The 25,349-nt window shown below is 54.5% G+C and carries 21 protein-coding genes; 12 read left to right on the top strand and 9 right to left on the bottom strand.

Annotated features, from left to right (window positions below; all coding sequences use genetic code 11):
• The first annotated feature begins 28 nt into the window (after nucleotides 1-28).
• Nucleotides 29-1,030, top strand: coding sequence for an efflux RND transporter periplasmic adaptor subunit (locus HNQ64_RS11185; RefSeq protein WP_184208529.1), 1,002 nt, complete (start codon nucleotides 29-31; stop codon nucleotides 1,028-1,030).
• Nucleotides 1,031-1,090: 60 nt separating this feature from the next.
• The gene (locus HNQ64_RS11180) at nucleotides 1,091-2,368 is read left to right on the top strand and encodes a TolC family protein (RefSeq protein WP_184208527.1); all 1,278 of its coding nucleotides are present in this window, start codon (nucleotides 1,091-1,093) and stop codon (nucleotides 2,366-2,368) included.
• Between the two features lie 15 nt (nucleotides 2,369-2,383).
• Here HNQ64_RS11180 and sufU read toward each other — a convergent pair whose 3' ends face one another.
• Entirely contained in the window at nucleotides 2,384-2,830 is a 447-nt protein-coding gene (sufU, locus tag HNQ64_RS11175) for a Fe-S cluster assembly sulfur transfer protein SufU (RefSeq protein WP_184208525.1), read from the bottom strand.
• Complete coding sequence (locus tag HNQ64_RS11170) at nucleotides 2,830-4,044, bottom strand: cysteine desulfurase (protein WP_184208523.1); 1,215 nt, start codon at nucleotides 4,042-4,044, stop codon at nucleotides 2,830-2,832. Before HNQ64_RS11170 ends, sufU begins: the two co-directional genes overlap by 1 nt.
• Before the next feature lie 153 nt (nucleotides 4,045-4,197).
• On the opposite strand from HNQ64_RS11170, the gene HNQ64_RS11165 reads away from it, so the two are divergent.
• Nucleotides 4,198-4,956: a PH domain-containing protein gene (locus HNQ64_RS11165; RefSeq protein ID WP_184208521.1), complete on the top strand. Its 759-nt coding sequence runs from the start codon at nucleotides 4,198-4,200 to the stop codon at nucleotides 4,954-4,956.
• Nucleotides 4,957-4,979: 23 nt separating this feature from the next.
• On the opposite strand, the gene HNQ64_RS11160 is transcribed toward HNQ64_RS11165, so the two are convergent.
• On the bottom strand, nucleotides 4,980-6,266 hold the full coding sequence (locus HNQ64_RS11160; protein WP_184208520.1) for an outer membrane protein assembly factor BamB family protein: 1,287 nt from the start codon (nucleotides 6,264-6,266) through the stop codon (nucleotides 4,980-4,982).
• Nucleotides 6,267-6,342: 76 nt separating this feature from the next.
• Here HNQ64_RS11160 and HNQ64_RS11155 point away from each other — a divergent pair, with 76 nt between their 5' ends.
• Genes HNQ64_RS11155 through HNQ64_RS11145 form a run of 3 tightly spaced genes read left to right on the top strand, consistent with a single transcriptional unit; the run spans nucleotide 6,343 to nucleotide 9,430 of the window.
• Nucleotides 6,343-7,155 carry a hypothetical protein gene (locus tag HNQ64_RS11155; RefSeq protein ID WP_184208518.1) on the top strand — a complete coding sequence of 271 codons (813 nt, stop codon included), beginning with the start codon at nucleotides 6,343-6,345 and terminating at the stop codon, nucleotides 7,153-7,155.
• A complete protein-coding gene (locus tag HNQ64_RS11150; protein WP_184208516.1) occupies nucleotides 7,152-8,657 on the top strand; it encodes a hypothetical protein in 1,506 nt (501 codons plus the stop codon). The genes HNQ64_RS11155 and HNQ64_RS11150 overlap by 4 nt, the downstream gene beginning before the upstream one ends.
• Nucleotides 8,658-8,659: 2 nt before the next feature.
• The gene (locus tag HNQ64_RS11145; RefSeq protein WP_184208514.1) at nucleotides 8,660-9,430 is read left to right on the top strand and encodes a hypothetical protein; all 771 of its coding nucleotides are present in this window, start codon (nucleotides 8,660-8,662) and stop codon (nucleotides 9,428-9,430) included.
• Between the two features lies 1 nt (nucleotide 9,431).
• On the opposite strand, the gene HNQ64_RS11140 is transcribed toward HNQ64_RS11145, so the two are convergent.
• Nucleotides 9,432-12,677: a UvrD-helicase domain-containing protein gene (locus HNQ64_RS11140; RefSeq protein ID WP_184208512.1), complete on the bottom strand. Its 3,246-nt coding sequence runs from the start codon at nucleotides 12,675-12,677 to the stop codon at nucleotides 9,432-9,434.
• Nucleotides 12,678-12,954: 277 nt separating this feature from the next.
• Here HNQ64_RS11140 and HNQ64_RS11135 point away from each other — a divergent pair, with 277 nt between their 5' ends.
• Together HNQ64_RS11135 and HNQ64_RS11130 are read left to right on the top strand one after the other, a co-directional pair.
• Complete coding sequence (locus tag HNQ64_RS11135) at nucleotides 12,955-13,758, top strand: alpha/beta fold hydrolase (protein ID WP_184208510.1); 804 nt, start codon at nucleotides 12,955-12,957, stop codon at nucleotides 13,756-13,758.
• Between the two features lie 115 nt (nucleotides 13,759-13,873).
• Nucleotides 13,874-14,938, top strand: coding sequence for an SPFH domain-containing protein (locus tag HNQ64_RS11130; RefSeq protein ID WP_184208508.1), 1,065 nt, complete (start codon nucleotides 13,874-13,876; stop codon nucleotides 14,936-14,938).
• A 51-nt stretch (nucleotides 14,939-14,989) separates the two neighbouring features.
• On the opposite strand, the gene HNQ64_RS11125 is transcribed toward HNQ64_RS11130, so the two are convergent.
• The gene (locus HNQ64_RS11125; protein WP_184208506.1) at nucleotides 14,990-15,751 is read right to left on the bottom strand and encodes a hypothetical protein; all 762 of its coding nucleotides are present in this window, start codon (nucleotides 15,749-15,751) and stop codon (nucleotides 14,990-14,992) included.
• Nucleotides 15,752-15,914: 163 nt separating this feature from the next.
• Here HNQ64_RS11125 and HNQ64_RS11120 point away from each other — a divergent pair, with 163 nt between their 5' ends.
• Together HNQ64_RS11120 and HNQ64_RS11115 are read left to right on the top strand one after the other, a co-directional pair.
• Nucleotides 15,915-16,796, top strand: a complete 882-nt coding sequence (locus tag HNQ64_RS11120; RefSeq protein WP_184208504.1) for a sugar phosphate isomerase/epimerase family protein — start codon at nucleotides 15,915-15,917, stop codon at nucleotides 16,794-16,796.
• Nucleotides 16,797-16,839: 43 nt separating this feature from the next.
• The gene (locus HNQ64_RS11115; RefSeq protein WP_184208501.1) at nucleotides 16,840-17,775 is read left to right on the top strand and encodes a ThuA domain-containing protein; all 936 of its coding nucleotides are present in this window, start codon (nucleotides 16,840-16,842) and stop codon (nucleotides 17,773-17,775) included.
• Nucleotides 17,776-17,790: 15 nt separating this feature from the next.
• Here HNQ64_RS11115 and HNQ64_RS11110 read toward each other — a convergent pair whose 3' ends face one another.
• From HNQ64_RS11110 to HNQ64_RS11095, 4 genes are all read right to left on the bottom strand, one after another.
• Complete coding sequence (locus tag HNQ64_RS11110) at nucleotides 17,791-18,933, bottom strand: alpha/beta hydrolase fold domain-containing protein (protein WP_184208499.1); 1,143 nt, start codon at nucleotides 18,931-18,933, stop codon at nucleotides 17,791-17,793.
• A gap of 41 nt (nucleotides 18,934-18,974) precedes the next feature.
• Nucleotides 18,975-19,343 carry an ATP-dependent Clp protease adaptor ClpS gene (locus tag HNQ64_RS11105; protein ID WP_184208497.1) on the bottom strand — a complete coding sequence of 123 codons (369 nt, stop codon included), beginning with the start codon at nucleotides 19,341-19,343 and terminating at the stop codon, nucleotides 18,975-18,977.
• A 101-nt stretch (nucleotides 19,344-19,444) separates the two neighbouring features.
• A complete protein-coding gene (locus HNQ64_RS11100; RefSeq protein WP_184208495.1) occupies nucleotides 19,445-21,043 on the bottom strand; it encodes a Do family serine endopeptidase in 1,599 nt (532 codons plus the stop codon).
• Nucleotides 21,044-21,197: 154 nt separating this feature from the next.
• Nucleotides 21,198-22,796: an NAD(P)/FAD-dependent oxidoreductase gene (locus HNQ64_RS11095; RefSeq protein WP_184208493.1), complete on the bottom strand. Its 1,599-nt coding sequence runs from the start codon at nucleotides 22,794-22,796 to the stop codon at nucleotides 21,198-21,200.
• A gap of 220 nt (nucleotides 22,797-23,016) precedes the next feature.
• Between HNQ64_RS11095 and HNQ64_RS11090 the strand changes: the two genes are divergently transcribed.
• Together HNQ64_RS11090 and HNQ64_RS11085 are read left to right on the top strand one after the other, a co-directional pair.
• Nucleotides 23,017-24,795: an ABC transporter ATP-binding protein gene (locus tag HNQ64_RS11090; RefSeq protein WP_184208491.1), complete on the top strand. Its 1,779-nt coding sequence runs from the start codon at nucleotides 23,017-23,019 to the stop codon at nucleotides 24,793-24,795.
• Between the two features lie 54 nt (nucleotides 24,796-24,849).
• Nucleotides 24,850-25,269: a thioredoxin family protein gene (locus tag HNQ64_RS11085; RefSeq protein WP_184208489.1), complete on the top strand. Its 420-nt coding sequence runs from the start codon at nucleotides 24,850-24,852 to the stop codon at nucleotides 25,267-25,269.
• The last annotated feature ends 80 nt before the right edge of the window (nucleotides 25,270-25,349 follow it).

Genomic DNA, 25,349 nt, shown 5'->3' with positions numbered 1-25,349 from the left:
CTGCAAATCTTGTTATTCCTGACATCCTGTGAAGACCTCCATTCAAATAATCCCTCTCTGCCTGGCATTCATCACTTCCAGTATCTTCGCCGTGGAGATGCCCGTGACAAAGCCGCAAAAAGGCACCATTCACCGATGGATCAGCCTGCCCGCCACACTCACTCCATGGCAACAGGTCGCCTTAAAGGCCCGAGTCGCTGGCTATGTCAAAAGTGTTTCGGTAGATCTCGGCGATACCGTTACCACCGGACAGAAACTCATTGAAATCGAAGTTCCAGAACTTGCGGCTGACCTCATCAGCCATCGCGCCGAGGTAACAGCCGCCGAGGTCGAAGTGAAGCGTCTTCATGAGGCCCGCAAGAAATCCCCAGACCTCATTTTACCTCAGTCTGTGGATGACGCGGAGGCAAAACTTGCGATTGCTCAAGCGGGCCTGGACCGTGCAGCGACCTTGCTAGAATTTGCTCAAATCAAAGCTCCGTTTGCAGGAAGCGTGGTGGCACGTCATGTGGATCCTGGAGCCTACGCAGCCGCCGGCGGTGAAACTCTTTTACACTTGATAGACAGTAGCAAACTACGTTTGCAGGTGCCAGTCATAGAACTGGAGAGCGCCTTTCTAAAAATAGGCCAGCAGGTGGAAGTCAAAGCAGAAGCTTTAGCGGGAGTGGTCACCCAAAGCAAAATTACACGCATCACGGGCCAACTGGATGCAGCGACTCGCACACTACTCATCGAGGCTGACTTGAAGAATGACGAGGGACGCCTGCGCCCTGGCCTTTATGTCACCGCTCGAATCGCGGTGGAAAAGCATGATGACACAACACTCATTCCCGTGGCGGGACTGGTGAAGGAAAAAGCCAACAGCTTTGTTTTCAAGCACATCAACGGCAAAGCCGTGAAAACTCCAGTCAAGACCGGCTTCAACGATGGTGTGAATGTCGAGATACCTGAGTTGAAAGAGAATGAGGTCATTCTTTTACCAGGCACCACCGTGCTGACTGACGGGCAAGATGTCACCGCCAAACCCTAAAGAGGAATAACAAAAAGTGAGGCTCCCAGAGCCACAGTTTTTTAGATAAAGTCTTTTGCTATGAAAATCCTTTTGTTTTTGCTGCTCACCGCTGTCGCTAGTGCAGCTCCCATGCACGTGAGTCTGCCCACGGTCATGAAGTTGGCAGGTGCGAACAATGACGAGATCCAGCAAGCCCAGGTCAAGCATACGGAGATGATTGCCGAATCTAAGCAGGCCTGGCAGCGCTTTTGGCCCACTTTATCTTTGAATGCGGGTTATCGAGGCCATGAAGGCCGGGTGCAGGACATCGCAGGTGCAGTTTTTGATGCTCGTAAGCAGCAATACACGCTGGGCACAGCGATCCTGGTGGACTGGTCTCCAGGAGATATTTATTACAGTGCCTTAGCCGCGAAACAAAAAGCCATCGCAGCTGAGGAACTTGCAGAAAAAACGCGCCGAGATATCCTCCAAGAATCTGTCGCACGTTATTACGATCTTCTCGCGACGGAAGCGGACATGGCCGTTATTGAAGATGATCTCCGCCTAACAGAGGATTACGCAAATCAACTCAGCGGAGCTGTCACCGCAGGCACCGCCTTCAGGGCAGATCTTCTGCGGGTTAAAACACAAGTAAGCCGCGCCAAAATTTCTGTCCGTCAGGGGCAAGAAAAGCGTGATCTTGCCGCAGCTGCACTGGCTGAAACGCTGCGCTTAGCTCCAGACACGGCTCTACGGCCTGCTAAATCTGACCTTGTTCCCGTGAGCTTGGTAAGCACCCACGGAGTAGCCACACTGATCTCTCAGGCCCATCAAAATCGCCCTGAATTACGCGCCGCCAGTGCCGCAAACACAGCCGCAGTGCTGGAGAGTGATCGGACACGCATCGCCCCCATCATCCCGAGTGTGCAGGCGGGCTACAGTCTTGGAGGTTTAGGCGGGGGTTTTGCTGGAGAATGGGGTAACTTCAATGACCAACAAGACTTCTTCTTGGGTCTGGGCTGGAAGATCGGCCCAGGGGGACTCTTTGATCGCCAGCGCCAAAAAATAGCTGAAGCACGCGAACAAGGGATTGCTCTCCAAACCTCGCAGGTCAAAGCCGCGATTGGTCGTGAAGTCGTGGAGGCGGCCTTAAAAGCTCAGTCCTCTAAGGACCAACTTCAGATCAACGAAGAAGCCGTCACTGCTGCGGAAGAAATGGTGCAGCTAGCCAAAGACCGCCAGGCCAGTCAGCTAGGTGTCGTGCTGGAATACTTGTTAGCCCGAGAAGAATTAACGAGAGCCCGCCAAGGCCGCGTGAAGTCCGTCACCGACTACAACAAAGCGCAGCACGCTCTTAAAAGGGCCGTCGGAAAATAACGGTTATCTGGGACCTTACTCTTTTCGCTCGCCCATCGCTTGCTCCAGAGCACGCCAGCCGAGCATCGCACACTTCACTCGCTGGGGAAATTTTTGGACCCCTTCAAGAAGGATTAACTCGCCTAGAGCCTCTTCATCTTTCACGGGTGCATCACCCAGCACCACATGGCGGAAATCTTCCAGCATGGCACGTGCTTTGCCCCCCTCTGCTCCTTTGATTTTAACGGTCATCATGGAGGCGCTGGCCTGACTGATGGCACACCCCTGCCCTGTAAACTTGATGTCTTCCACCTGGCCTTCAGAGCCAAATTTCACCCACATGTCAATCTCATCTCCACAGGTGGGATTATCACCATGCACATGCACACAGTCACCCGTGAGTTCACCATGGTTACGAGGATTGCGCGAGTGATCGAGAATCACTTGCTGATACAGGTCGCGGAGTTCGTCAGAAAGAGCCATCAGGAGAAAAATTTAACAGCCTGGTGCAGGATGTCCATCATCCGATCCACCTCGGCACGGGTGTTGTAAAAGTAAAAACTTGCGCGGCTAGTTCCGGGAAGTTTAAAACGCTTCATCAAGGGTTGCGTGCAGTGATGTCCGCCACGCAAAGCCAAGCCGTAAGTATTGGCATACTCCACCAGATCATGCGGATGGGCACAAGCTAAGGCGAAGGCAATGAGAGAAGCCCGTGGCTGCTGCGGCCCTAAGATGCGGATGCCAGGGAGTGTGGACATGCGCTCATAAGCATAAGCGGTCAATTCAGCGCCATGAGCTTGGATGTTCTCCAGACCTATGGTCTCCAAGTAATCAATCGCGGCTCCCAGCCCGATAACATCGGCAATATTAGGGGTTCCCGCCTCAAATTTCGCTGGAGGGGCTTTGTAAGCTGAGGTTTCCAGAGTCACGGTGGTGATCATTTCCCCACCTCCATGCCAGGGATCCATTTTTTCTAGCAATTCATAACGACCATAGAGTGCGCCGATACCCGTAGGAGCGCACATTTTATGACCTGAAAAAGCGTAAAAATCACAGCCAATGGCCTGCACATTTACGGGGATGTGTCCCACGGCCTGCGCCCCATCTACCAAGGTCATTGCGCCCAAAGCTCGAGCCTTGGCACAAAGCTCGACCACTGGATTTAGCGTTCCCAATGAATTCGAAATATGAACGCAGGCAAAGACCTTAACATGCTCATTCAAAAGCGTTTCAGCAGTCTCCAGATCCAGCGTACCGTCCTCTAGAACCGGGATGTGTTTTAACTCGGCCCCACTGCGTTTCGCGGCCATTTGCCATGGCACCAAATTGCTGTGGTGCTCCATCCCGGTGAGGAGAATAACATCCCCAGGTTTCAGAAACTGGGCCGCCCAGACTTGTGCCACTAGATTGATCCCTTCCGTGGTGCCACGGGTGTAAATGATTTCCTCCTCACGTCCAGCACCAATGAAGCGAGCCACTTTTTTCCGTGTGCCTTCAAAGGCATCCGTAGCACGCATGCTGAGCTCATGGAGTCCGCGATGCACATTGGCATTGTCCTCTTGGTAATAACGCACAAGCGCATCAATCACTTGGCGTGGTTTTTGACTGCTTGCTGCATTGTCAAAGTACACCAGCGGCTGCCCATGCACCTCCTGATCGAGAATGGGGAAATCTGCGCGTAAATGAAGCCAGTCCATGAGAATCTGGTGCCCTATCATCTCCCTCCGCATCGTGCAAGTGGGCGGCGTAGTCTAAGGTGCCTGTTTTGGTGGTTTAGTCGAGGGCTGGGCCACACTTTGTCTTTTGCATGTCTAGTCGCATTCCTTTATGACTGCTCGGGTTTATCCATCATGCGTTATCGTTTGCTAGAACATCCGGCGTTTCCGGGGCTACTTTCCAAAGAGGACTTGTTTCTTTTAGTGGAAAGAGGCTCGCTCGCACGCGGGGACCTGTGCCAAGATACGACCTCAGGCCGTGATCACACCGTGGGCGATGTCATCAGCGGCATGCGTGCGCCGCGAGCTCACGCTGGGGCACGGATTGACCGCCCTTTATTCCGCGAATTTCGCGCAGACGCACCGCATGAAGAAGGTTCTGAAATCGAATACGAAGAAACCGAACAAGCAGAGTCTGAAGAAGAAATTCCTAAAGGGACGGAGCGCTACACTCCTGCCGGAGAATGGATACTGCATGAATCGCACCCGTCTTGGTTCGGGGCAGGCAAAGCACTTTTTTTGGCATTGTTGCTCCTGATTACCACCTTCATGATCCTAAAAATTGACCCGATCTATGCCCCTATAAGCGCAGGACTCGCGCTGGTCCTCTTTATTCTGGTTGGCATTTTCCGATCTACCCGGACCTACCTCGTGACCGAAGAGCGTGTCGAAGTTGTCTGGGGATTGCTGGGGCGGAGTTCTAGAGAAGTGCGTATCTGCGACATTCGTAGCATTGATGTGCACGAAAGTGGCCTCAAAGGCCTACTAGGTCTTGGAACCGTGAATTTTTCATCCGCGGCGAATGCGGACATAGAGGTTCAGTTTCGCGATATCCGGGGCGCCCACGAAGTCAAAGAATTGGTTAGGCAACTACAGCGATTGAGTGACGAATAGTACCCACATTGATCTGGCTCGGTTTACTTCACTGATCGAATGCAATAGATAGCCTGCTCACTCCGCAGCAGTAGGCGATCTCCCGCCACAGCAGGGGTGCCGTGGAACTGGGAGGCATCATCCGCTAAAATGTTATGAGCCAGCTTCTCATAGGTAGGCTTTGCCGCGATGACGTATGTTCCACCACGGCGGGAGACGCAGTAGAGCCGTTCGCCAATCAACACAGGAGACGCATAAAAGGGCTTTCCCCGTCCACGCCCACCACCGCTGTCAATGACCCGTTCACGATAGATGTCTCGACCGGTTTTAGCATCCATGCAGATGGCAAAGCCCTGGTCATTGACCACATAAAGGTGCCCCTGATAAAGCACTGGCGTCGGCACATACGAGCTGCTTTTGCTCGTCCATAAAATGTGAGTCGCAGTGACATCCCCCTGACCTCCCAGTTTGATGGCGGCACTGCCCTGAGTCGGGTACCCGCCGAAAAGATAAACTCGATCTTCGTCGTGAATCAAACAGGGAGAAATATTCCCAGGCAGACCATGGGTTGCAAACCAACGCATTTTACCAGTCTCAGGATTCAGCCCCCAGATTTCCTGAGCAATGGCAAAAACTAAATCGGTGCGCCCCCCGGATTCCACGATGGATGGAGTGCCATAAGCCAGATCAATCATGTCGCCCCCCGCTTTCCAGATCTGCTTACCAGTCCTTTTATCCAGAGCGTAAAGCGCTTGGCTCTCATCGGTCGCATTTACGATCAAAGTGTCCTTGTATAAGATCGGACTGCCTCCGGAGCCCCACTTTCGACTTCCAGACCCTGTGGCTAAGGAGGTGTGCCACAGTTCTTTCCCATTCAGATCAAACGCGTAGGCCCCACTTTTGCCAAAAAAGACATACACACGCTCACCATCACTGACCGGTGTATGAGTGGCATACCCATGCTCTGTGATGAAGCCCTCGAAAGGATCTTCAGGCACGGTCGAAGCAATGGTGGCCTCCCACAATGGACTGCCATCTGCCAGCTTTAGACAAACGATGTGGCGCTGGAGTTTCGCCATATCTTTGGCATCGGGCTTGTCTCCATATCCGCTCCAGCATGTGATAAACACTTTATCACCCACCACGATGGGACTCGATGAGCCAGGGCCTGGCAGGTTAGCCTTCCAGGCCAAGTTTTCTGTCTGTGACCAAGTCGTCGGAATGTTGCTTTCAGGCAGCACCGCAGCTCCCGTCGGACCTAAAAAACGCGGCCAGTCGGAGGCTTGAAGGGCTACACCCCAGAGAAAGAGGAACAGAAAAGAATATTTCATCACCTCCTGAAACTTGGATTGAGGAAAAAAGTTGCACCACAGCATGGCCCATGAAGAGAAATCGCTGATGGATGGAATGAACACAGGCCTTGCCATGCTGGCTGGCATGGCTAGGATTCCCAAGCTGCTTGATTCGCACCCGGATCGGCACGGTTTTTGCCCTAATCTCTCTTCTGTGAACCTCGCGCTTTTATCCGGCTTTTGCCTGTGGCTTGGCGGGCTGGCGCTGCTGGCCGTCCCCACAACCATGCCCGGGGCTGAGCCAGATCCCAAGCGCACGCTCGACCTAGCCAGATTGAGCTTTCAGCGAAACTTGCTCGAAGTTAGCCTAGCTCCGCTCAAAAAACACCTTTCAGAACTCATCTTGCTGGAAAAAAGCCGGGCCGAAACACGGGATTATACAGGGGCTATTGAAGCCCGTGACTTGCGCAAACGCTTGGAGACAGAGCTGGAAAGATTGGATAAAGAACTCTTACTCCTGCAAACTCGAGAACAATCCATCAAGGCTAGCCTACTGCCAGACCGCATTCGCTTGCCTATAGAGGCCGCTAAACTTTCCGGAGTACGGCGGGATGGCGGTGCACTCACAGGTTGGGCCAAGCCAGGTGCTACAGCCGAGTGGAAATTGGGAAATCTCCCGCCTGGCGGTTATGAAGTTGTTCTGCGTTATCGCTGCACACCTCTCGAAGGCGGGGCTCTGGCCGTGCAGGAAGCTCGTTTCAGCCTCATGGCTGATGTGGAAACGACCCTGAAAGGCCCCCAAGAAAAAAATCTGGGAACCCTGAAGATTACCGATGGCACAGGCCCGCTCAAGATCCGTGCACGCACGGTTTTAAAAGATAATTTGATGCAACTGCTCGCAGTAGAACTGGTGCCAGCCAGCAAATGATGACTCCCCCGCGCCCAAGCTATTTCCTGAGCCTCTGCCTTCTAGCAGGTGGGTTGGCCTGCGCAGCTAGCGCCTGGGCACAAAAGCCTGACCCCGCACCGCTTGCCGTCACGCGGGCAGGCTTTCTCCGCCAAATCATGGCTGACTCTCAGACGCTGACAGATCAGTATGAACGTGCCCTGACGAAGGTAGAGCAAGAACTCGCAGAAGCGACTGACTATGAAGAAGCGCGATTGGTGCAGCAGCGCCGTGCTGAACTCAAAGCTCTCTACCCCACGAATGACACAGCTCAGGCTCAGTCCTTAGCCTTCCCACTACTCCCGGCTCAGGCGCGCTTCATTGGCTCAGCCGAGACCCGGGGTGACCTCATCACGGGTTGGCGCACAGGCGGCAGCGGTGCGGAGTGGGCCAACCTACGACTCTCCCCAGGAAAATACTACCTCGAACTGGAGGCAAACTTGGTCGAATTGCCTTCGCTTCCCGGGACTTTAGTTCCTGGGCGCTCACAACCGCAAGAAAGCGCCGTATTTGAGTTTTTAGAAGTCTCTTTACTCGCAGGCGCGGCTGAAAACCGTCGCTCTTTTGAGGTCAAACTGAGTCATGATGACACCACCTTCGAGGCGCTAAAAATCGGGCCAGTCAACTTCACCCGCAGTCCAGTCACCCTGCGACTTACGGCTGCCTCAGGCTATCCAGGCAATCTACTGCGGTTGCGCAATCTACGCCTCATGCCCATGACGGTGGAGGCACCTACCATCACCAGCCCAGCACCTGAAGGCCCCTCTCTCGACGCCCTGAAAAAATCACTCCACGATGCTCTCACGACGGTTCAAAAACCCATCGTCGAAAGTTACCTTGAGAACATCCGTCAGCTCTCAGCCTCAAATCCGACTCTGGGAGATGCCGCGGATGCCGAGATCAAACGCCTACTTAAACTGATGGAAACCAGCCGTGGCCAAGCCGCAGGTCCACTACGTTTGTTAGGCAACAATGGTGGACTCAATGGTTTTGAAGACCTGGATGGTGCTCGTTTTATTGAAGATCCTGCCAACCGAGGAGACCGTTTTGTCATTGATCACGAGGGTCGCCGCCTAACGATCAAGCTTCTTTGGTTGCTCTGCGCTCCGCTGGATGAGGGTGACAAAGACGCCGCCAAAACCTTCACTCAACACTTCCGGTTAGGCAGCAACGACATCACACCTCTGGGTCGAACCGCTCAAGAATTCACTGCCGGGTATCTCGAAGGAAAAGCCCTGCGTATCCTCGTGCGTCCAGGTAAGAATAAGGATGGAACGGTCAATGCCCTGGTATTTTTACCCGAGATTGGTCTCTACCAGAATGTTTTGGTGGACCAGGGCTTAGCAGCCGTCATCTCACCAAAAGACCGCCGAGGAATGATGGAGAACGGATTGTTTGACTCTTTGCTGGAGCGTGAAAAAACGGCCCGTCGACAAAACCCAGCCCCCGGTGCATGGTCGTTATCGGAGGATTCACAGCCATGAGCATGAGATATCTTTCCATCATCCTTACCTGTCTTTGCGCACTGACGGGCTCAGGAGTTGCCCAGATATCACTGCCCGTGAATTCAGCACCAGTGGCGGCAAGCAGTGATGCCTCGCGTCTCCGGCAGATGGAAACCATCTACCAACTTCAGTTAAGGGCCAAACATATTCCAATACTGAGCAAGTACATCACAGACCTGCAAAAACTGGCCGCTCAAGCATCCGACCCCAAACCGTATCAAAACGAGATTCAGCGCATCCAGGGCATCATCTCAAACGGCGCCGTCGTAGATCTGGCTGCGGCTGTGCAGTCCTTGAAGACACCTTCGGAAATGCCGGTGACTCAGCCCATGCCTACGCTGGTAAAAAACTCGCGCGCGTTTATAGCGCTTACCCCAGCCCTAGCTCGAAGCATCAGCCCAACTCCATCTAGCAGTGCAAGCCCAGAAGCTGCCGCTGTCGGCGAAATTGAATGGCGCATTGAATCCCTGCCTGCTGGCACCTATGACATTGTCCTGAACTATGCCTGCCCCAGCCTCACTCAACCCCTCGCCGTCCAAGTTTCCTTAGCAGGAGAAAAAGCCGAAGCGTCCTTAGATAGCAGCAAGACAACGGCCAATGCGACGACCTATGGCGTCATGAGATTGGGACAAATCACCCTTTCCGCTGAGGCGAAAGGGGAAACTCTCCGCCTGAGCGCAGGCGATCGGGTCAGCAGCGAACTGTTGGTCAAACAGCTAGTCATTATCCGAGCTCGGGCCGTGGCGAACTGAATTACAATTCCACCAGTCGAAGCAGCCGTGTGAATAGCAGGCTACATCTGACGGAGTCTTCAGGAATCGAGGTAAGTTTGGAGATCGCATTTCGGTAAAGCGCGATTTGGGGGCCGTATCCTGCCAATTTCTCCCCTAAAGCATCTTCATTTGAAACCTCATCTGTTTTGAAATCTACCACCCATGCATGTTGGTAACGTCCAGCTTGGTCACGGGTCAAAATCACGCGGTCGAAAGTGCCAGAAATCCATTCCCCATGCAGCACTAAGTCAAAAGAGCGTTCGCGCCAGACTTCGGCATGTCCTGTAGGACGCATAAACGCTCCTGCACAGTCCTCATTTTGCAAGACTTTGCACACCATCTTGAGAGCCGTCCAGGCAGGTCCTTCACTCGCGCACAAGTCATCAGCAGTGATGAGGCCTTTGGCCAACCAACGAGCCTCCAGCTCCGGCAAGTTTGGAGTCCATTCGACTTCGGCAAAGAGCTCATGAACTAAAGTTCCTAGGCGCCGCCCCGGCTCACGTCCTTCACCAAAAAGGATTCTACCCTTGACCTTAAAACTTTCTTCACCCGAGGGAGTGCGACGGCGGGGCATCGGCTGAGTTTGACGCAACAATTCCCCTAACGGAGAGTGTAATATCAAAGGCTGGGGCATAGATTCAGGAATAAACGCATGTGCTTCAAACCAATCCGCCATACCGGTCTCCCACTCAACGATGCCCAGACTGGCGTCGCCAGTCAGTGGGCGAGATCCATCGCGCCCCAAAGTCGCCCGGAGCAGTTTAGATTCTTTGACGGCCTTGCCAGCTTTAGGCTCCGTCTCAGTGATAAAATAGAGCCCCCGTTTTGCCCGAGTCATCGCCACATAGAGACGGCAGAGTGACTCAAAAGCAGTGCGACGCTGAGTTTCTAAAAGTTCTGCACGGAGCGTCGCATCCAATTGAGCATACACTTTGGGAGGAGTTTCCAAAACCCAACGTACCTCGCCCTCCATGCGGCTCACCAAAAGATCATCCCGCCGCGCATGATCCATCGCAGTGCCATCCAGATTGGGCAAAACCACCACATCAAACTCCAGTCCTTTGGAAGCATGAATGGTCATCACTTGAACGGCTGCCGTTGCACGGCGGGTGCGCAAAGGATACTCCCTGGCAAACTCAAGAAAGCTGTCAATGTCACGACTTCCTGACGCATCAAACTCAGCTGCAATGTCAGCCATCTGCCCCAGTCGTTGAACGTGGAAGGCATCCATTTCCGGAAGGACCTGGCGCAGAAGCGGAGTCCAGAATTCTAGATAAGCTGCAAACCCTTTTTCAAAAACCAGGCTCTGCACTTTGGTAATGGTGTAAGGCCAAGAGGTCTCCGAGGTTTCGATTTGCGACCACAAAGGCGTCATACGCAGATGCTCCAACGCCTGTTTATCACCGGGATGCGCAGCCAATGAAAGCAGCGATAACAGGGCAAGATTGACCGCATTATCACTACAAGGATGCTGATCAGATTCACAGACAACCTCCATGCCCGTGAGCGCCCGCAGTTCCTCCGTCACTTCACGCGCTTCCTTGTTAGACCGTACGAGAATGGCACAGGTAAGGCCCCGCCGTAAGGGCTCAATTTTGCACAAAAGCTCTGCGGTCAGATGCGTTGTTGCATTCTCCACATCGAGTTTCGGGTCGGGTGAAATGAGCGCTGCATGCCCAGTGAGGGCAGTCTGGGCAGCCGCATGTTCTTCGAAGGCGAAGCCTTTGAGCGCCCCGTCAGGTAAAAGCTCCCTCAGGACTGAGACTTGGCTAAAGACTGCATTGACTGTATCCAGCACTGACTGGGCACTGCGGAAAGATTGACTCAGACGCGCTGTGTGTAGCCCTCGATCAGCATAGGCTGGGTAGGCGCTTAAGATGTCATCAAAGAGATCCGGCTCCGCTTGCCTCCAAAGGTAGATAGATTGCTTCGGATCTCCCACGGAGAAGAAACTGCGCTCGCCACTATCGTCCTGGATCACTTCATCCACCAGTCCACCAATCACATGCCATTGCACTCGACTGGTGTCCTGAAACTCATCCAATAACCAGTGCTGATGTCGGCCATCTAAACGGTACCATAACTCCCCTTCCCCAGAGCCCCATGGAGACGCTTGCGCAGCAGCCTGCGACAACAGACGTTGAACATCTGCAAACGAAAGACGACCACGCGAGCGCACCGTCTGCGCATATTCCTCAGCCAGCAGGGATATGACGGAGGCCAACCCTCGTGTCCGCTCCGCTCGCACCACAAACTCACGTGCCATGAGAGTTCGCACCACCTCCACCCAAGCCCGTGCTGCAGCGCCCTGAATGGGTGTTTTTTTGCGCATCCACACCAGTTCCGCATCGCCTGCTAAAAGGTCCGCCCAATTTTCCTGCGCCTTTTCCAGCAATTCTTTGGTCCTCTTGGGCATGCTCATACCAGGCACGGTCTCCAAGACTGCACTCAAGGTTTCCTCCAACAAATTCACCCCCGCTTCATTGAGGGGCACGAAGCTAGCGCGCAATTCAGCAATTGCATCTGCCAGAGAAGTAGCATTCGGCCTATCCGTCCAAATCGCCTGAATTTCACCCCAACCGCGAAAATCGGTCTCCACCTCACCTTGCTCAGCGGTTAACCTTGGCCGGCTGTCCTCCCAGAGAGTCAAGCCTTCAGCCAGCCAATCCTGGAGCGTGCTATCCACCGTCTTTTCCTCCGCCCCGAAAGTAGCCTGTTTGTAGGCCTCCATCAATGCACTCTGCGCCTTGCCATTTTCCTCAACGTAAAGACGTTCGAGTAGGCCGTCCAGCGCCTCTCGCCGAGCCTGGCGTGTTTCATCTTCATCCATCACGCGCGCCCCCGCCGGCAACCCGAGTTCCATCGGAAAACAAGCGGCCACATTGGCAAAAAAACTGTCCATCGTCCCCAGCCGCAGACGATGCATGCGGCGGGTGACGTGGCGCAGTAAGAGCCCATAATCTAAAGTTTCTCGAACGGCGGGGTGGCACCCCTGAAAGAAGGCAGCCGCGCGCTCGGGGTGCTGAGCTAACTCTGCCAGCCGTTGAAGAATGCGGCTAAAAAATTCCCCCGCCGCCTTTCGGGTAAAGGTCATGGCTGCGATCCCTTCTGCCTCCTGGTTCAGGGTTAGTAAGTGCAGATATCTACGGACCAACTGATATGTCTTGCCCGAGCCTGCTGAGGCACTGATAAGCAGATGATTCAGGGAACTGGATTCTGTTGGCATAAAGGACAAATCCTTTATGCCCCATTCTGGTCTCAACGGAAACATTTAACGCGGAGCCCCCCGGTACGTCACAAATTTTTTGTTGGTAGTGACCGACAACCATAACCTAAAAATGCCCTTTTGCAGCGCCCTACCAAGCTTCCGACATTGAAGGAAGCAACATCCATGGAGACTTTTACTTGGCGCAGTCACGCATTTCCGCTAAATCCCGGCTAACCCTAGTTCCCTGCGAACATGGATCGCTTAAGCACTTCAAACACAACCTTCCTCCAAAACCATGCCCCACGTTAGCACCAACGGAATCCAGATGTATTACGAAGAACGCGGCAACGGCGAACCGCTGGTTTGCATCATGGGCGTGACCGCGCCGGGCGGAGTCTGGGAAGCCCATGCCGCCGAGTGGTCTAAACACTTTCGCTGCATCCTCGGCGACAATCGAGGCGTGGGCCAGACGGATAAACCCGAAGGTCCTTACACCAGCGCCATGATGGCCGATGACTATGCAGGCCTAATGGATCAACTTGGCATCAAACAGGCCCGCGTCGTCGGCTGCTCCCTTGGGTCAGTCATCGCACAGCAGCTCGCCCTACGTCACCCAGATAAAGTGAAAAGCATGATCCTCATGTGCACCTGGGCACGGCAAGATCGTTTCGGTCTCTACACCTGGCAGCACATGATGAAGTGCAAAGCCACCATGCGGCCAGAAGATTTCATGCACTATGTGCAGATGCTCATCTTCACCAAACCCTGGTTCGACAATGACGACTGCTGGAACAACATGCAGCAAGGCCTCAAAGACGCAGCGACCAATCCTGCCCCTCAGCCCGTGCATGCCATGGAGGCCCAGGCCGCAGCCGCCATCACTCACAACACCATCGGCGAGCTGAAAAACGTCAAATGCCCTGCGCTCGTCATCGGGGGCAAGGACGATGTCTTTACCCCAAAATGGATGGGCGAAGAAGTCGCCGCTGCCATCCCCGGCGCAGATCTCCATCTCTATGACAATGCCGGACATGCCTTCCATTGGGAATGCTTATCCGACTTCAACCCTCGCACCACCGAGTGGCTTCTGAAGCACTAAGGATGATAAATTGAGCGCGGAATCGTAACAGACAGTCTTTTAAACGTGCTATGATTCCGCTGTCAGCCGCCAGTCTCAAACCCTAGGACATCACAACTCTTTATTTTACACGATTATGGGCCTCATGGATTACCTCAAAGGACAGTTCCTGGAAATCATCCAGTGGACAGATGACTCACGTGACACGCTCTCCTGGCGTTTCCCAGACGAGGACAAGGAAATCAAACGCGGGGCTCAGCTCATCGTGCGGGAGTCCCAGGTGGCCCAGTTCGTTTATCTGGGACAGTTTGGCGACACGTTTGAGCCTGGCAAACACAGCCTCACCACGGACAACATCCCCATCCTTTCCACGCTGAAAGGCTGGAAGTATGGTTTTGAATCACCTTTCAAGGCAGACATCTACTACGTCACCACCCGCCTTTTCACCGGTAACAAATGGGGAACCAGCAACCCCATCATGATGCGTGACCAGGACTTCGGCATCGTCCGCGTCCGCGCCTTCGGCACCTTCGACTTCAAGATTGTGGACCCCAAGGTCTTCCTCAAGGAAGTCGCCGGCTCCGACCACCACTTCCGCCTGGATGAATTCGCCGACACCATGCGCAGCCGCATCGTCAGCGTCTTCACGGATGCTCTGGCCAGCGCCAAGGTGCCCGTGCTTGATCTTGCCACTCGTTACAGCGAGCTGGGCGATGCGCTACTGCCGATCATCAATCCAGCAACCGTCAGCAAGTACGGTATCGAAATCACCACCTTCCTTCTGGAAAACGCCAGCGTGCCGCCAGAAGTCGAAGCCGCGATCGACAAACGCAGCAGCATGAGCGCGATCGGAAACCTGAACGATTACGTGAAGTTCCAGATGGCTGAAGGCATGGCCAAAGGCGAAGGCGGTGGCCCTGCCGGTGCAGCCGCAGAAATCGCCATGGGCTTTGGCATGGCTAACCAAATGTTTAATCAGGGAGTCTTTAATCCCAACCAGCCTCAAGCCACGCCCGCAGTCGGCGCCCCTGCGGCTGCTCCGGTAGCTGATATCCTCACTCCGGCTCAGGTAGCCCAGACCCTCGGCGTGACTGAAGGCGACGTCCTCGCCAGCATTGAAGCCGGGGACCTCAAGGGCAAGAAGATCGGCACCCAGTATCGCATCACCAAGGCGGCGCTGGAGGAGTTCCTTTCCCACTGATCCTGCAGCATCATTGCATAAGCCCGCATCTGGAAACAGATGCGGGCTTTTTCATTTGAGCAGCTTCAGCACTTTTTCAGAGATCGCCTTCACCACCTCAGACTCCCCTGGCGGGGCCGGAAAAGGTGGCGCCTCAGGGTAGCCGGAAGTAGAGCTCCTTTCGGACATTCGATAAAGAACGTGCTCGCCATACGTGCGCCAGACATTGAGTCCGGTGGCTACATCATACAGATGATGGCAGGCCACCAGCCTGCGGAAGCTCATGGACTGGGTAGTGTAAGTTGTCGTAGAGTCACAGGTCTCCACGTTTCCCTTCTCATCATAAGTCGTGTTGGTGTGAGTGAAAGTATGGCGGTCAATCCGCTCCTGGGTGTTGTTTACTGGCAGGGTGACCACCAGGAAGTAATGGATGCCCAGGGACTGGACCCTGGCCTTTTGCGCCGGGGTCAGGGCCAGTTTCAAGTTGCCAGATTTCTGCCACAGAGCACGATCCCAAACCTTCCCCACCTTCTGCTCAAAAAACTTCCCTCCGATGACGGAACCCAGTGCGGGAGAAGCCTTGAGCTGAGCCTCCAGATCCTCTAGGATCATGGCTTCCTGCACTCGGTTGGGCGGAGTGATGTGGGGACCCACCAGCACACCAGTGACGGCCACCGTTTTTCCTTTCAGGGCCCCCTGGACAAACGCCGGATCCCGAAAGGTGACCCCCGACTTCACCCGTGCCCCCACGCAGCTCCCCAGGCAAAGGGGCAGCAGGACAGCCAGGGCATGCAACCCGTGACAGGAACGCAGGAAAAAAGAAAACAAGTTCATAACCAAATGTTTATCAACCAGGTTAACAACGGCATGCACGCTCTTTCATTAGACGTAGGCAGAGGTAAAGCATCTGCGCATCACTACCGACCAAAATGGCGGACAAAAAAGGATTGTTTTCACCCCCGACTTTCGTTCAACTTCGCTTCCTCCTTCTTTCCCCATGAACACCCGCCGCCATTTCCTCACCACTCTCCTCGGCAGCAGCGCCACCGGCTTTCTCGCCGCTCAGGAGGCCAAGCTCAGCTACAAGGGTGAGAACATCCAGTATGGCCTGGTGACCTACATGTGGGGTGCAGACTGGGACCTTCCCACTCTGATCGCCAATTGCGAACAAGCTCAGGTGCTGGGCGTGGAACTGCGCATCGAGCACGCCCACAAGGTGGAACCCGTCCTGAACGCTCAAGAGCGCGGAGAAGTAAGAAAGCGCTTCGAAGACTCCCCTGTCGAAATACTGGGCATGGGCACCAATGCCGAGTTTCACAGTGCCGATGCAGCCCAGGTGCAAAAGAACCTCGCCACGGCCAAAGACTACATCAAGCTCAGCCACGACATCGGCGGCAGTGGTGTGAAGGTGAAACCAAACGCCCTTCCCAAAGAGGTACCCGTGGAAAAGACTCTGGAACAGATCGGCAAGTCCCTGGCCGAACTCGGCGATTACGCCCTGGGCTTCGGCCAGGAAATCCGTCTAGAAGTACACGGAGGTGTCTGCGACCTCGGCCATATCAAAACCATCATGGAAGTGGCTGCGCGGGATAACGTCCGCGTTTGTTGGAACTCCAATGACGAAGATCTAAAAGGCGAAGGCATTGCCGCCAACTTTGCTAAAGTGCAGCCTTACCTGGGCAAAACGACTCACATCCGTGAAGTCAATGAAGGCAAATACCCCTATGACCAGTTGGCCAAACTCCTCGTTGAAGCGGATTACGAAGGTTGGATCCTTCTGGAGGCCCGCACCAAACCTGCAGATCGAATCGCTGCCCTCGCTGAGCAGAAAAAGCTGTTTATGGATCTAGTAACTGCGGCCCGGAAAGCCACAGCCTAGCCTTTACACCGCTGCCCACCCAGGATAAAAGCCGACACTCATTATGCTCCCGAAACTTCTCGCCCCATTGGTCTGTCTCGGCCTCGCTCTCAGCCTCGTCTTCGCCGCACCCGAAACCAAAAAGCCTCGCATCCTGTTCTTTTCTAAGTCCAGCGGCTTTGAACACAGCGTCATCTCGTGGAAAAATGGCCAGCCCAGTTATGCTGAAAAAGTGCTGCTGGAACTCGGAGCCAAGCAAGGCTGGGACTTTGAGTTTTCCAAAGACGGTTCCAAATTTGGCAAAGACTATTTGGCTCAATTTGATGCTGTGTTCTTTTACACCACAGGCAATCTCCTGGAGGAGGGCACGGACAAGCAGCCGCCCATGACAGCAGAAGGCAAGCAGGCTCTTTTCGACTTCGTCAAGTCTGGCAAAGGTTTCATCGGCACTCACTCGGCCAGCGATACTTTCCACACCAACAACGAGTCTAAAAAAGGCCCAGATCGTTACCTCAATCATGGGGAAAAAGCCGATTCTTATGTGCGTTTCCTTGGCGGAGAGTTCATCAAACATGGAGCTCAACAAGCGGTGAAAAACACCGTGGTGAATCCCACGTTTCCAGGCTTTGAAAAAGTTGGTCCTGAATATTCCCTCCATGAAGAGTGGTACTCGCTCAAAGACTTCACCCCAGATATCCACGTGCTCAGTTTGATGGATGCTCCAGCAATGACCGGAGATGAATACAAACGCCCGCCTTTCCCCAGTGCCTGGGCACGCAAAGAAGGCGAAGGCCGCGTGTGGTACACCGCCATGGGCCACCGGGAAGACATTTGGACCAATCCTGTTTTCCAAGACATCCTCATCGGCGGTGTGCGCTGGGCACTCGGCCAAGTGCAGGCTGAGATCCCTGCGAACCTAAAAGACGTGGCCCCAGGTGCCTACACGAACCCGCCTTACGTCGAGCCGAAGCCACCCACACCGGCAAAACCTAAAAAGTAACAAAGCGTAGTTTTGTCATTTCGCATCAATTGCAATCGGCGTGGTCTCGATCTCCGATTCAACACCACGCAGATGCTGATTAAAGAACTGTTGAATCCGTTGATCCAGCACTTCACTTCGGAAACCATGACCTCCATTGGTCATTTCTTGGAGGATCGAAGGGACGCCTGCCTTCTTCAGTGCAGCATGGATTTCTTCCCCTTGCGCGAATGGCACGAGAGGGTCTTTCGTGCCGTGAGCAGTGAAGAAAACGGCATCTCCTGCAGAGACGTGCGTGACGGGAGAGGCCTCCTTAGCCACGGCTTCACGCTCAGGGACTGGCCCGCCTAACAACAAAGCTTCAGGGTAATCTTTACCTTGAGTGCGGTTGATCGTGCTAGGCTGGCGAACCATGGTGAGGAAGTTTTCTGGCCCGAAGAAATTCACCACGCAGGTCACCTTGCTATCTTGATCCAGGTGCTTGCCCAGGTTGCCTTCAAGCTCTTTAACATCTCCACTCGTGCCGAGCATAGACACAAGATGCCCACCAGCGGAGGTTCCCCAGACGCCAATTTTTGAGGCATCCAGTCCATATTCTTGAGCATGCGCTTTCACCCAACGGATGGCGGCTTTGCAATCATGAATCTGAGCAGGCCATTGAGCTTCATTGGTTAATCGATAGCCCACAGAAACCCCCGCATATTCCCCGGAGGCGACAAAGCGCCCCACATTGCCAATGCCACTGCTTTTATCCCCTCCCCGCCAGCCGCCGCCATGAATAAAAATGATGACGGGTAGCGGCTTTTCCGTTTTGCGTAGCTTGGGAAGATAGAGATCCAGCTTCTGACGTGGGTTATCAGACTCGGCATAAGCCAAGTCCAATTTCGCCTCGACCCCAGCCGGTAACGGGCGCTGTCCAGGGGCTGGACGTGCCTCTTTTGACCGACCCACCACGGTCTGATGCTCAGCGCGTGAGATGAAGCCATCCTTGTCAGTATCCACCCGGCTGAAATTTGGACGTAGCCGTTCTGGCAGTTCTTCCTTTGCCAGCTTGCCATCCTTATTAGCATCAATCTGGTCAAACAACCGCTGAGTACGGTCCGCCGGGGCGGGCGTTTCCTGGGCCAGGACGCTTAAGGAAAGAGCTAAGAACAGCAAATGGGTGTAGGAAGGCTTCATGGTCCTCATTTAACCCGCCCAGCCTGCAAAAAGTTTCAAACTTACTCCACTGGCTCCATCGAGGCCTTCATGGGCCCGGGTTCATTGGCGGCAGGAAGCTCGTCCACATACTTATGTATCTGCTCCACCCGAAATTCGGCCAGTTCCTTGTGGCAGGTCACCACGATGGCTCGTCCACTTTCGTTCACCTCACAGGCGATTTGAAAGCCCTTCGAGGCATCGTACCCAAAGATCTGCATCATCATGTTCACCACATAACGATGAGTGTGTTCATCGTCGTCATGCAGGATCACATGGTATGGCGGTTCCAGATCTGGCTGGAGACTCGGCTCCGCAGGGGCCGTGCGCGGCCTTCCCGGCAAAACGGGAGTCGCCGAGGCTTGGGGAGGGCCATGGAACGAACCTGTCACAACATCACTATGCACTAAAAGGACTATTTCTCAACCCTTGAGCACAAAAAAGCCCGTGCCTTCAGAAGGAAGGCACGGGCAAGAATCTCAAGGGAGACCCATCAGTTTTTGTTCACCATGAAAAGCATGGTGTCACCACCACGATAGACTTTGAGCATCACCGTTTTTTCGCTGGTCTTCGCCATCTCATGGGCTTCCCCCACCGCACGGACGGGGTTTTTATTGACCGTCATGATGACGTCCCCCTCCTCCATCCCCATGGCGGCGGCCTTGCTTTCAGCTTCCAACTTTGTGACGATGACTCCAACGACATTGGCCGGGATGTCATATCGTTCACGCGTGGCTGGAGTGAGATTCTGCACCGTCACTCCAGGAATGATTTCGGCAATGCTGGTGCCCGTGCCACCACCGCGTGGCGAATTCGTGTTCGACTGAGCCACGGCATCATCGGTCATCTCATCCAGAGTCGCCGTCACCGGCACGCTCTTGCCATCACGCAAGACCGTGAGATTCACGGCGGTGCCGGGTTTCCGACCACTGATAACGAGGCGCAGTTTGGCACTGCTATCCACACGCTGACCATCCACGTGAGTCACCACATCTCCAGGTTCCATCCCTGCTTTTTCAGCCGGTGTATCATTAAAGACTGTGCGAACAACAGCTCCACCCTGGTCTTTTAAGCCCAAGATTTCCGCTTTTTCGCGATCCAAATCCATCAACACAATGCCCAGGCGACCACGACGAACGGAACCGTTGTCAATCAGGTCTTCGACAATGCGCATGGCCATGTTCACCGGAATGGCGAAGCCAATCCCTGCATTCATCCCGGAGCGAGAAAGGATGGCGGTATTGATACCCACCACACGCCCAAGGGCATCCACCAACGGGCCGCCGGAATTCCCTGGGTTAATAGACGCATCCGTCTGGATGAAGTCTTCATAACCCGCCATGCGGCCATTGCCTACGATATTCATGCCACTGCGACCCAAAGCACTCACGATACCCTGGGTTACGGAGCGGTTCAATTCCATCGGTGCCCCGGCAGCGAGCACAATGTCACCCACGCGAAGTTTATCGCTGTCACCCAAAGTGGCCTGGGGCAGATCTGTGGCATCAATCTTGATTAAGGCCACATCTGTCAGAGGATCAGTCCCGATAACCTTGGCTAAATAAGTGCGGCTCAGGCCATTGATTTCCACCACCGCTTCGATTTTCTCAGCTTCACCCACGACGTGATTGTTAGTCATGATGTAGCCGTCACTTGAAACGATGAAACCCGAACCGACACCATTTGGTCGGCTACGCTCTTCTTCCTCTTGCTGTTGGCCACCTCGGCGTCCGCGTGGGTTTCGAGGCTGCTGTTGCGGGGACTCTGGATTGCCGTTTTCATCAAAGAAACGATCAAAGAAGGGACGCAATTGAGGAGGGATGTCCTCCAGCTTTGGCGTTTCTGAATCTGACTTGCCACCGTAGGCAAAGATGGTGACGACGCTGGGGAGGATCTTTTCCACTACCGTAGCGTAGCTCATCTGCAGTTGCCCACCAGCGGGCAGGGCAGCATCGTCTTTCAAAAGACGCGCATGGAATTCGCTCGCCGCCAGCTTAGGGGGAGCTTTCAGATCGGCAACTAAAGGGCTGATGGAGAGAGTCAACAGTCCCGCAGCGGCCAGGATTTGAGTCAATCGAATGGGTGTTTTCATGGGTTGGGTAAGTTTTCAAAAACGCGTATCTGCGCAGAGGCTATGACGAAAACGTTGAGCGATTGTTGAAAACTATTCTACACACAAAAACGAGTGGCGGCGACGTTTAGTCGCCCTTCCCAACTCAAAATCACGGCTAATCTTGGACGGACTTTTAGCGTCCTTTTAGGATCGCCTCGGCCACGCGCATGCCATCGGCAGCCGCTGAAATGATCCCCCCCGCATACCCTGCGCCCTCGCCAGCCGGATAAAAATTCTTCAACGAGACGCATTCATAAGTCGTCGGGTCACGGGGAATACGCACTGGCGCAGAACTGCGAGTTTCAGCCGCCGTGAGCACGGCATCCGCCAGGTCAAAACCAGGCAAGCTTTTGTTAATGCGAGGTACCGCTTCCTTCAAAGTCTCGATCACGGCCGCAGGCAGAACTTCCCGCAGATCCGTCCAGACGACGCCTGGTTCGTACGAAGGCTTCACGCTGCCTTGACTGGTCGAGGCACGCCCTGAAAGAAAATCCCCCAGGAGCTGAGCCGGAGCCTGGTAATTGCTGCCGCCGACCTCGTAAGCGCGGCGCTCAATCTGACGCTGAAATTCGATCCCGGCCAGTGGATGAGCTTGGCCATAGTCTTCCGGCCCAACCTCGACCATGAACCCAGCGTTAGCATTCGCCTCGGCCCGCGCATAACTACTCATGCCATTGGTCACCACCATGCCTGGTTCTGAAGTGGCCGCGACAACAAGGCCCCCAGGGCACATGCAAAAGCTATATGCACTCCGTTCTGTGTCACAATGCGCTACAAACTTGTAGGGGGCTGAACCCAGACGCTCATGCCCGGCCCATTTGCCAAACAGCATCTTATCCACCAGCTTCTGCGGATGCTCGATCCGCACACCCACGGAAAATGGTTTCGGATCAAAGGGAATGCCACGCGCATGCAGCATGTGGAAGGTATCACGACTGCTGTGGCCGATGGCGAAGACGATAGGGCTGCCTTCGATCACAGCACCATCCGCTAACACCACGGCACGCATCGCGCCTTTTTCCACCACCACGTCACTGACTCGGGAACTGAACCTGACCTCTCCGCCCAGAGAGATGATCTCTTCCCGCACATGCCGGACGACCTTGATGAGGCGATCCGTCCCAATGTGAGGCCGGGCTTTGATCAAAATATCTTCGGGGGCTCCTGCAGCCACCATCTCTTTTAGCAACCAAGGAATGCGATGCTCTCGATCACGAATTTGCGTGTAAAGCTTGCCATCTGAAAAGGTACCCGCGCCACCTTCCCCGTACTGCACATTCGATTCGGGATTAAAATCCCAGCCACGTCGCCAAAAGCCCGTCACATCGCGCGCGCGGTCACCCGCAGCCTTGCCACGCTCCAGCAAAATCGGCTTCAAACCCGCCCGTGCCAGCAGCAGGCCTGCAAAAAGCCCGCAAGGCCCCGTACCCACAATCACAGGTCGTCCAGCATCTCCGGATTGACCGATGGGGGTGGCCGCTGCCTCGACATACGTCTCATCGGGAGCAGCGATGACCTTGGTATCGTCTTTTAGCGCTTTCAGCACCCGGGCTTCATCCGCCACCTCCACCAACAGGGTGTAGCTGAAATTCACATGACCGCGGCGGGCATCAATGGCGCGTTGCTTCAGAGTAAAGGTCGCATCCTTCGCTCCGAGGCGTTTAAGCAGCGCCGCACGCAGATCGGCATCCGTGTGGTCCACTGGGAGATTGAGTTGAGAAACTTGCAGCATGAGAGGCAGGAATCTCGTTCGTTCATCCTTGCCATTGTTGCAACCAGATGACTGCCGTCCTTGCCATCCACTCTTATCCCTTCCACACTGCCGACTCTTGATGTTTTTCCTTAATTTTTTGAGTCGCGAAAATCCATCTCGTTCCCTGAAACTGTGGGCGCATGCCAAGTAGTGCGTGCATCGCGCCTTTTTCTTGATCTATCTCCTCTCCTGAATTTTCATGCCTGACACCCCACCGACCAAAAAGATCTGGGACCGCGCCGCCTGGCGGGATGCCTCTTTTTTCCTGCGCTATCTGCGCCCACACTTCAATGTTTTCATCCCTGCGTTGATTGCGCTGGCCACGACGGCATTACTCTCGGTCACGTTCTTTAAGCTGACGGCAGAGGTCGTGGGCAAAGGACTCGGGGGCGCTAAGGGACCTGAATGGATGGCCGAGTTGCAGCACTCCATCTTCATTCTGGCCGGCATTGTGACAGTGCAGGCCTTCATTGCCTTTTGGCGTATCATGCTGTTTGCCAAAGCCAGTGAACGTGCGCTGGCAACTCTGCGAAGAGAAACCTACAGCCGCATCATCCGTCTGCCCATGGGCACCCTCAATGCGCGTCGCGTAGGCGAACTGGCTTCTCGTTTGGCCAATGATGTGGAATCCATGCGTGAAACACTGGTAGTGGCCATTCCCATGGTCATCCGCCACAGCGTCATGCTCCTGGGCTCATTAGTCCTTGTGCTCCAGATCAGTGTAAAACTGGCGCTTGTGATGATCGCCACCATTCCCGTGGTCATCGTTATGATCGCCATCTTCGGTGCCCGCATCCGCAAACTGACGCGCAAAGCCCAGGATGACCTGGCCACCACTCAGGTGGTGGTGGAAGAAAGCCTCCAAAGCATCATCAGTGTCAAAGCCTTCGCCAACGAAGCTCATGAAATGGCCAGGTATAACCAAAACCTCGGCAATTTCCTCACCACAGCCATCCGTGCCGCCGCCCCTCGGGCTGCCTTTGTGGCCTTCATCATTTTTGCTTTCAGTCTCGCCCTCATCGTCGTCACTTGGGTCGCCTTGCGGATGCTCAGTGAAGGCCAGATTTCTTCTGAGGAGCTCACTCAATTTGCCGCTTTCAGTGCCGTCATTGCTTCCTCGGTCGGTCAGTTTTCAGAGCTCATCACTCAGATCCAGCGCACCCTTGGCGCGACGGATCGCGTGCGTGAGATCCTGCTAGAACCGACCGAGCCAGAAGCCCCTGACGCACCTAAGGTCCGGTTCAAAGGCGAGATCGAGATGCACGATATCTGCTTTGCCTACCCTACACGCCCAGATGCGCCTGTATTGCGCGAGTTTTCTCTGCAAGCCAAAGCAGGCCAGCGCATCGCCCTTGTGGGTCCAAGTGGCAGTGGTAAAACAACCTCCATTTCCCTGCTCTACCGCTTCTATGAGCCCACAAGTGGTCGCATTTTGATCGATGGCCAACCCATCTCCGAAATGGCATTGCCAACCCTGCGTAAAAACCTAGCCCTCGTTCCCCAAGAGATTCTTCTGTTCGGCGGCAGCATCCGGGAAAACATTGCTTATGGGAAACCCGATGCCACCGAGGCTGAGATCATTGAAGCCGCGAAAAAAGCCAATGCGCATCTTTTTGTCGAGAAACTCCCCGAAGGTTACGACACACTGGTTGGTGAGCGCGGCACCCAACTCTCCGGTGGCCAGCGCCAGCGCATCGCCATCGCCCGCGCCATCCTCGCAGACCCCGCCATCCTCATCCTCGATGAAGCCACCAGCAGCCTTGATGCCGAGAGCGAACGCCTCGTGCAGGACGCCCTGGACAAGCTCATGGAAAACCGCACTTCCATCATCATCGCCCACCGCCTCTCTACCGTGCGCCGCTGTGATCAGATCCTCGTTCTCAGTGCAGGCACCATCGTCGAGCGCGGCACCCATGAAGAATTGGTGGCTAAGGAAGGCAGCCTTTATGGCACCCTCGCACGTTTACAATTGGAATAAAAACCCGATCACGGACGTCCTATCCACGTGTCGTAAACCACGCACCTCCAACTTATGAAAAAGCTCATCACTCTCCTTGCTGCCGTTTTTACCCTGCCCCTGCTCGCCGCTGATTTCCCAGATGGCAGTCCTAAATTTGGCACCGATTACAAAGCCGCTCTTGAGATGGCCAAAAAGGAAAACAAACCAGTCATCCTCGTCTTCTCAGCCGCCTGGTGCGGTCCGTGCCAGTCCATGAAAAAGACTGTTTATCCCAGCAAGGAAGTTACTCCCCTACATGACAAATTCGTCTGGGCCTATCTAGACGTGGACCAGGAAGCCAACGCAGCCCCTTCCTCCAAATACAAAGTGGAAGGCATCCCCCACATCCAGTTCCTGAGCGCCGATGGCAAAGACCTCGGCAACCAGATCGGCAGCACTACAGCAGGAGACTTTGCGGGAACCCTTGAAAAGGTCTTGGTGAAAGCCAAATAAACGCCGCTTCAGCATCCGACTAAGAACCCGCCTGCGACTTCGCTGGCGGGTTTTTTATTGCCTGCTTATTCACAGCCCAA

It is taken from the genome of Prosthecobacter dejongeii, assembly GCF_014203045.1.
Taxonomy (GTDB): Bacteria; Verrucomicrobiota; Verrucomicrobiia; order Verrucomicrobiales; family Verrucomicrobiaceae; genus Prosthecobacter; species Prosthecobacter dejongeii.
The sequence above is the reverse complement of the archived record's forward strand: the minus strand, read 5'-3'. Positions and strand labels throughout refer to the sequence as shown.

What these genes read in the sequence shown, in the direction of transcription:
- HNQ64_RS11115 (WP_184208501.1), top strand. Translation starts at nt 16,840, where the DNA reads ATGCTCCCGAAACTTCTCGCCCCATTGGTCTGTCTCGGCCTCGCTCTC.
- HNQ64_RS11130 (WP_184208508.1), top strand. Translation starts at nt 13,874, where the DNA reads ATGGGCCTCATGGATTACCTCAAAGGACAGTTCCTGGAAATCATCCAG.
- HNQ64_RS11165 (WP_184208521.1), top strand. Translation starts at nt 4,198, where the DNA reads ATGCGTTATCGTTTGCTAGAACATCCGGCGTTTCCGGGGCTACTTTCC.
- HNQ64_RS11150 (WP_184208516.1), top strand. Translation starts at nt 7,152, where the DNA reads ATGATGACTCCCCCGCGCCCAAGCTATTTCCTGAGCCTCTGCCTTCTA.
- HNQ64_RS11110 (WP_184208499.1), bottom strand. Translation starts at nt 18,933, where the DNA reads ATGAAGCCTTCCTACACCCATTTGCTGTTCTTAGCTCTTTCCTTAAGC.
- HNQ64_RS11095 (WP_184208493.1), bottom strand. Translation starts at nt 22,796, where the DNA reads ATGCTGCAAGTTTCTCAACTCAATCTCCCAGTGGACCACACGGATGCC.
- HNQ64_RS11135 (WP_184208510.1), top strand. Translation starts at nt 12,955, where the DNA reads ATGCCCCACGTTAGCACCAACGGAATCCAGATGTATTACGAAGAACGC.
- HNQ64_RS11140 (WP_184208512.1), bottom strand. Translation starts at nt 12,677, where the DNA reads ATGCCAACAGAATCCAGTTCCCTGAATCATCTGCTTATCAGTGCCTCA.
- HNQ64_RS11125 (WP_184208506.1), bottom strand. Translation starts at nt 15,751, where the DNA reads ATGAACTTGTTTTCTTTTTTCCTGCGTTCCTGTCACGGGTTGCATGCC.
- HNQ64_RS11145 (WP_184208514.1), top strand. Translation starts at nt 8,660, where the DNA reads ATGAGATATCTTTCCATCATCCTTACCTGTCTTTGCGCACTGACGGGC.
- HNQ64_RS11155 (WP_184208518.1), top strand. Translation starts at nt 6,343, where the DNA reads ATGAACACAGGCCTTGCCATGCTGGCTGGCATGGCTAGGATTCCCAAG.
- HNQ64_RS11090 (WP_184208491.1), top strand. Translation starts at nt 23,017, where the DNA reads ATGCCTGACACCCCACCGACCAAAAAGATCTGGGACCGCGCCGCCTGG.
- HNQ64_RS11170 (WP_184208523.1), bottom strand. Translation starts at nt 4,044, where the DNA reads ATGGACTGGCTTCATTTACGCGCAGATTTCCCCATTCTCGATCAGGAG.
- sufU (WP_184208525.1), bottom strand. Translation starts at nt 2,830, where the DNA reads ATGGCTCTTTCTGACGAACTCCGCGACCTGTATCAGCAAGTGATTCTC.
- HNQ64_RS11160 (WP_184208520.1), bottom strand. Translation starts at nt 6,266, where the DNA reads ATGAAATATTCTTTTCTGTTCCTCTTTCTCTGGGGTGTAGCCCTTCAA.
- HNQ64_RS11100 (WP_184208495.1), bottom strand. Translation starts at nt 21,043, where the DNA reads ATGAAAACACCCATTCGATTGACTCAAATCCTGGCCGCTGCGGGACTG.
- HNQ64_RS11085 (WP_184208489.1), top strand. Translation starts at nt 24,850, where the DNA reads ATGAAAAAGCTCATCACTCTCCTTGCTGCCGTTTTTACCCTGCCCCTG.
- HNQ64_RS11180 (WP_184208527.1), top strand. Translation starts at nt 1,091, where the DNA reads ATGAAAATCCTTTTGTTTTTGCTGCTCACCGCTGTCGCTAGTGCAGCT.
- HNQ64_RS11120 (WP_184208504.1), top strand. Translation starts at nt 15,915, where the DNA reads ATGAACACCCGCCGCCATTTCCTCACCACTCTCCTCGGCAGCAGCGCC.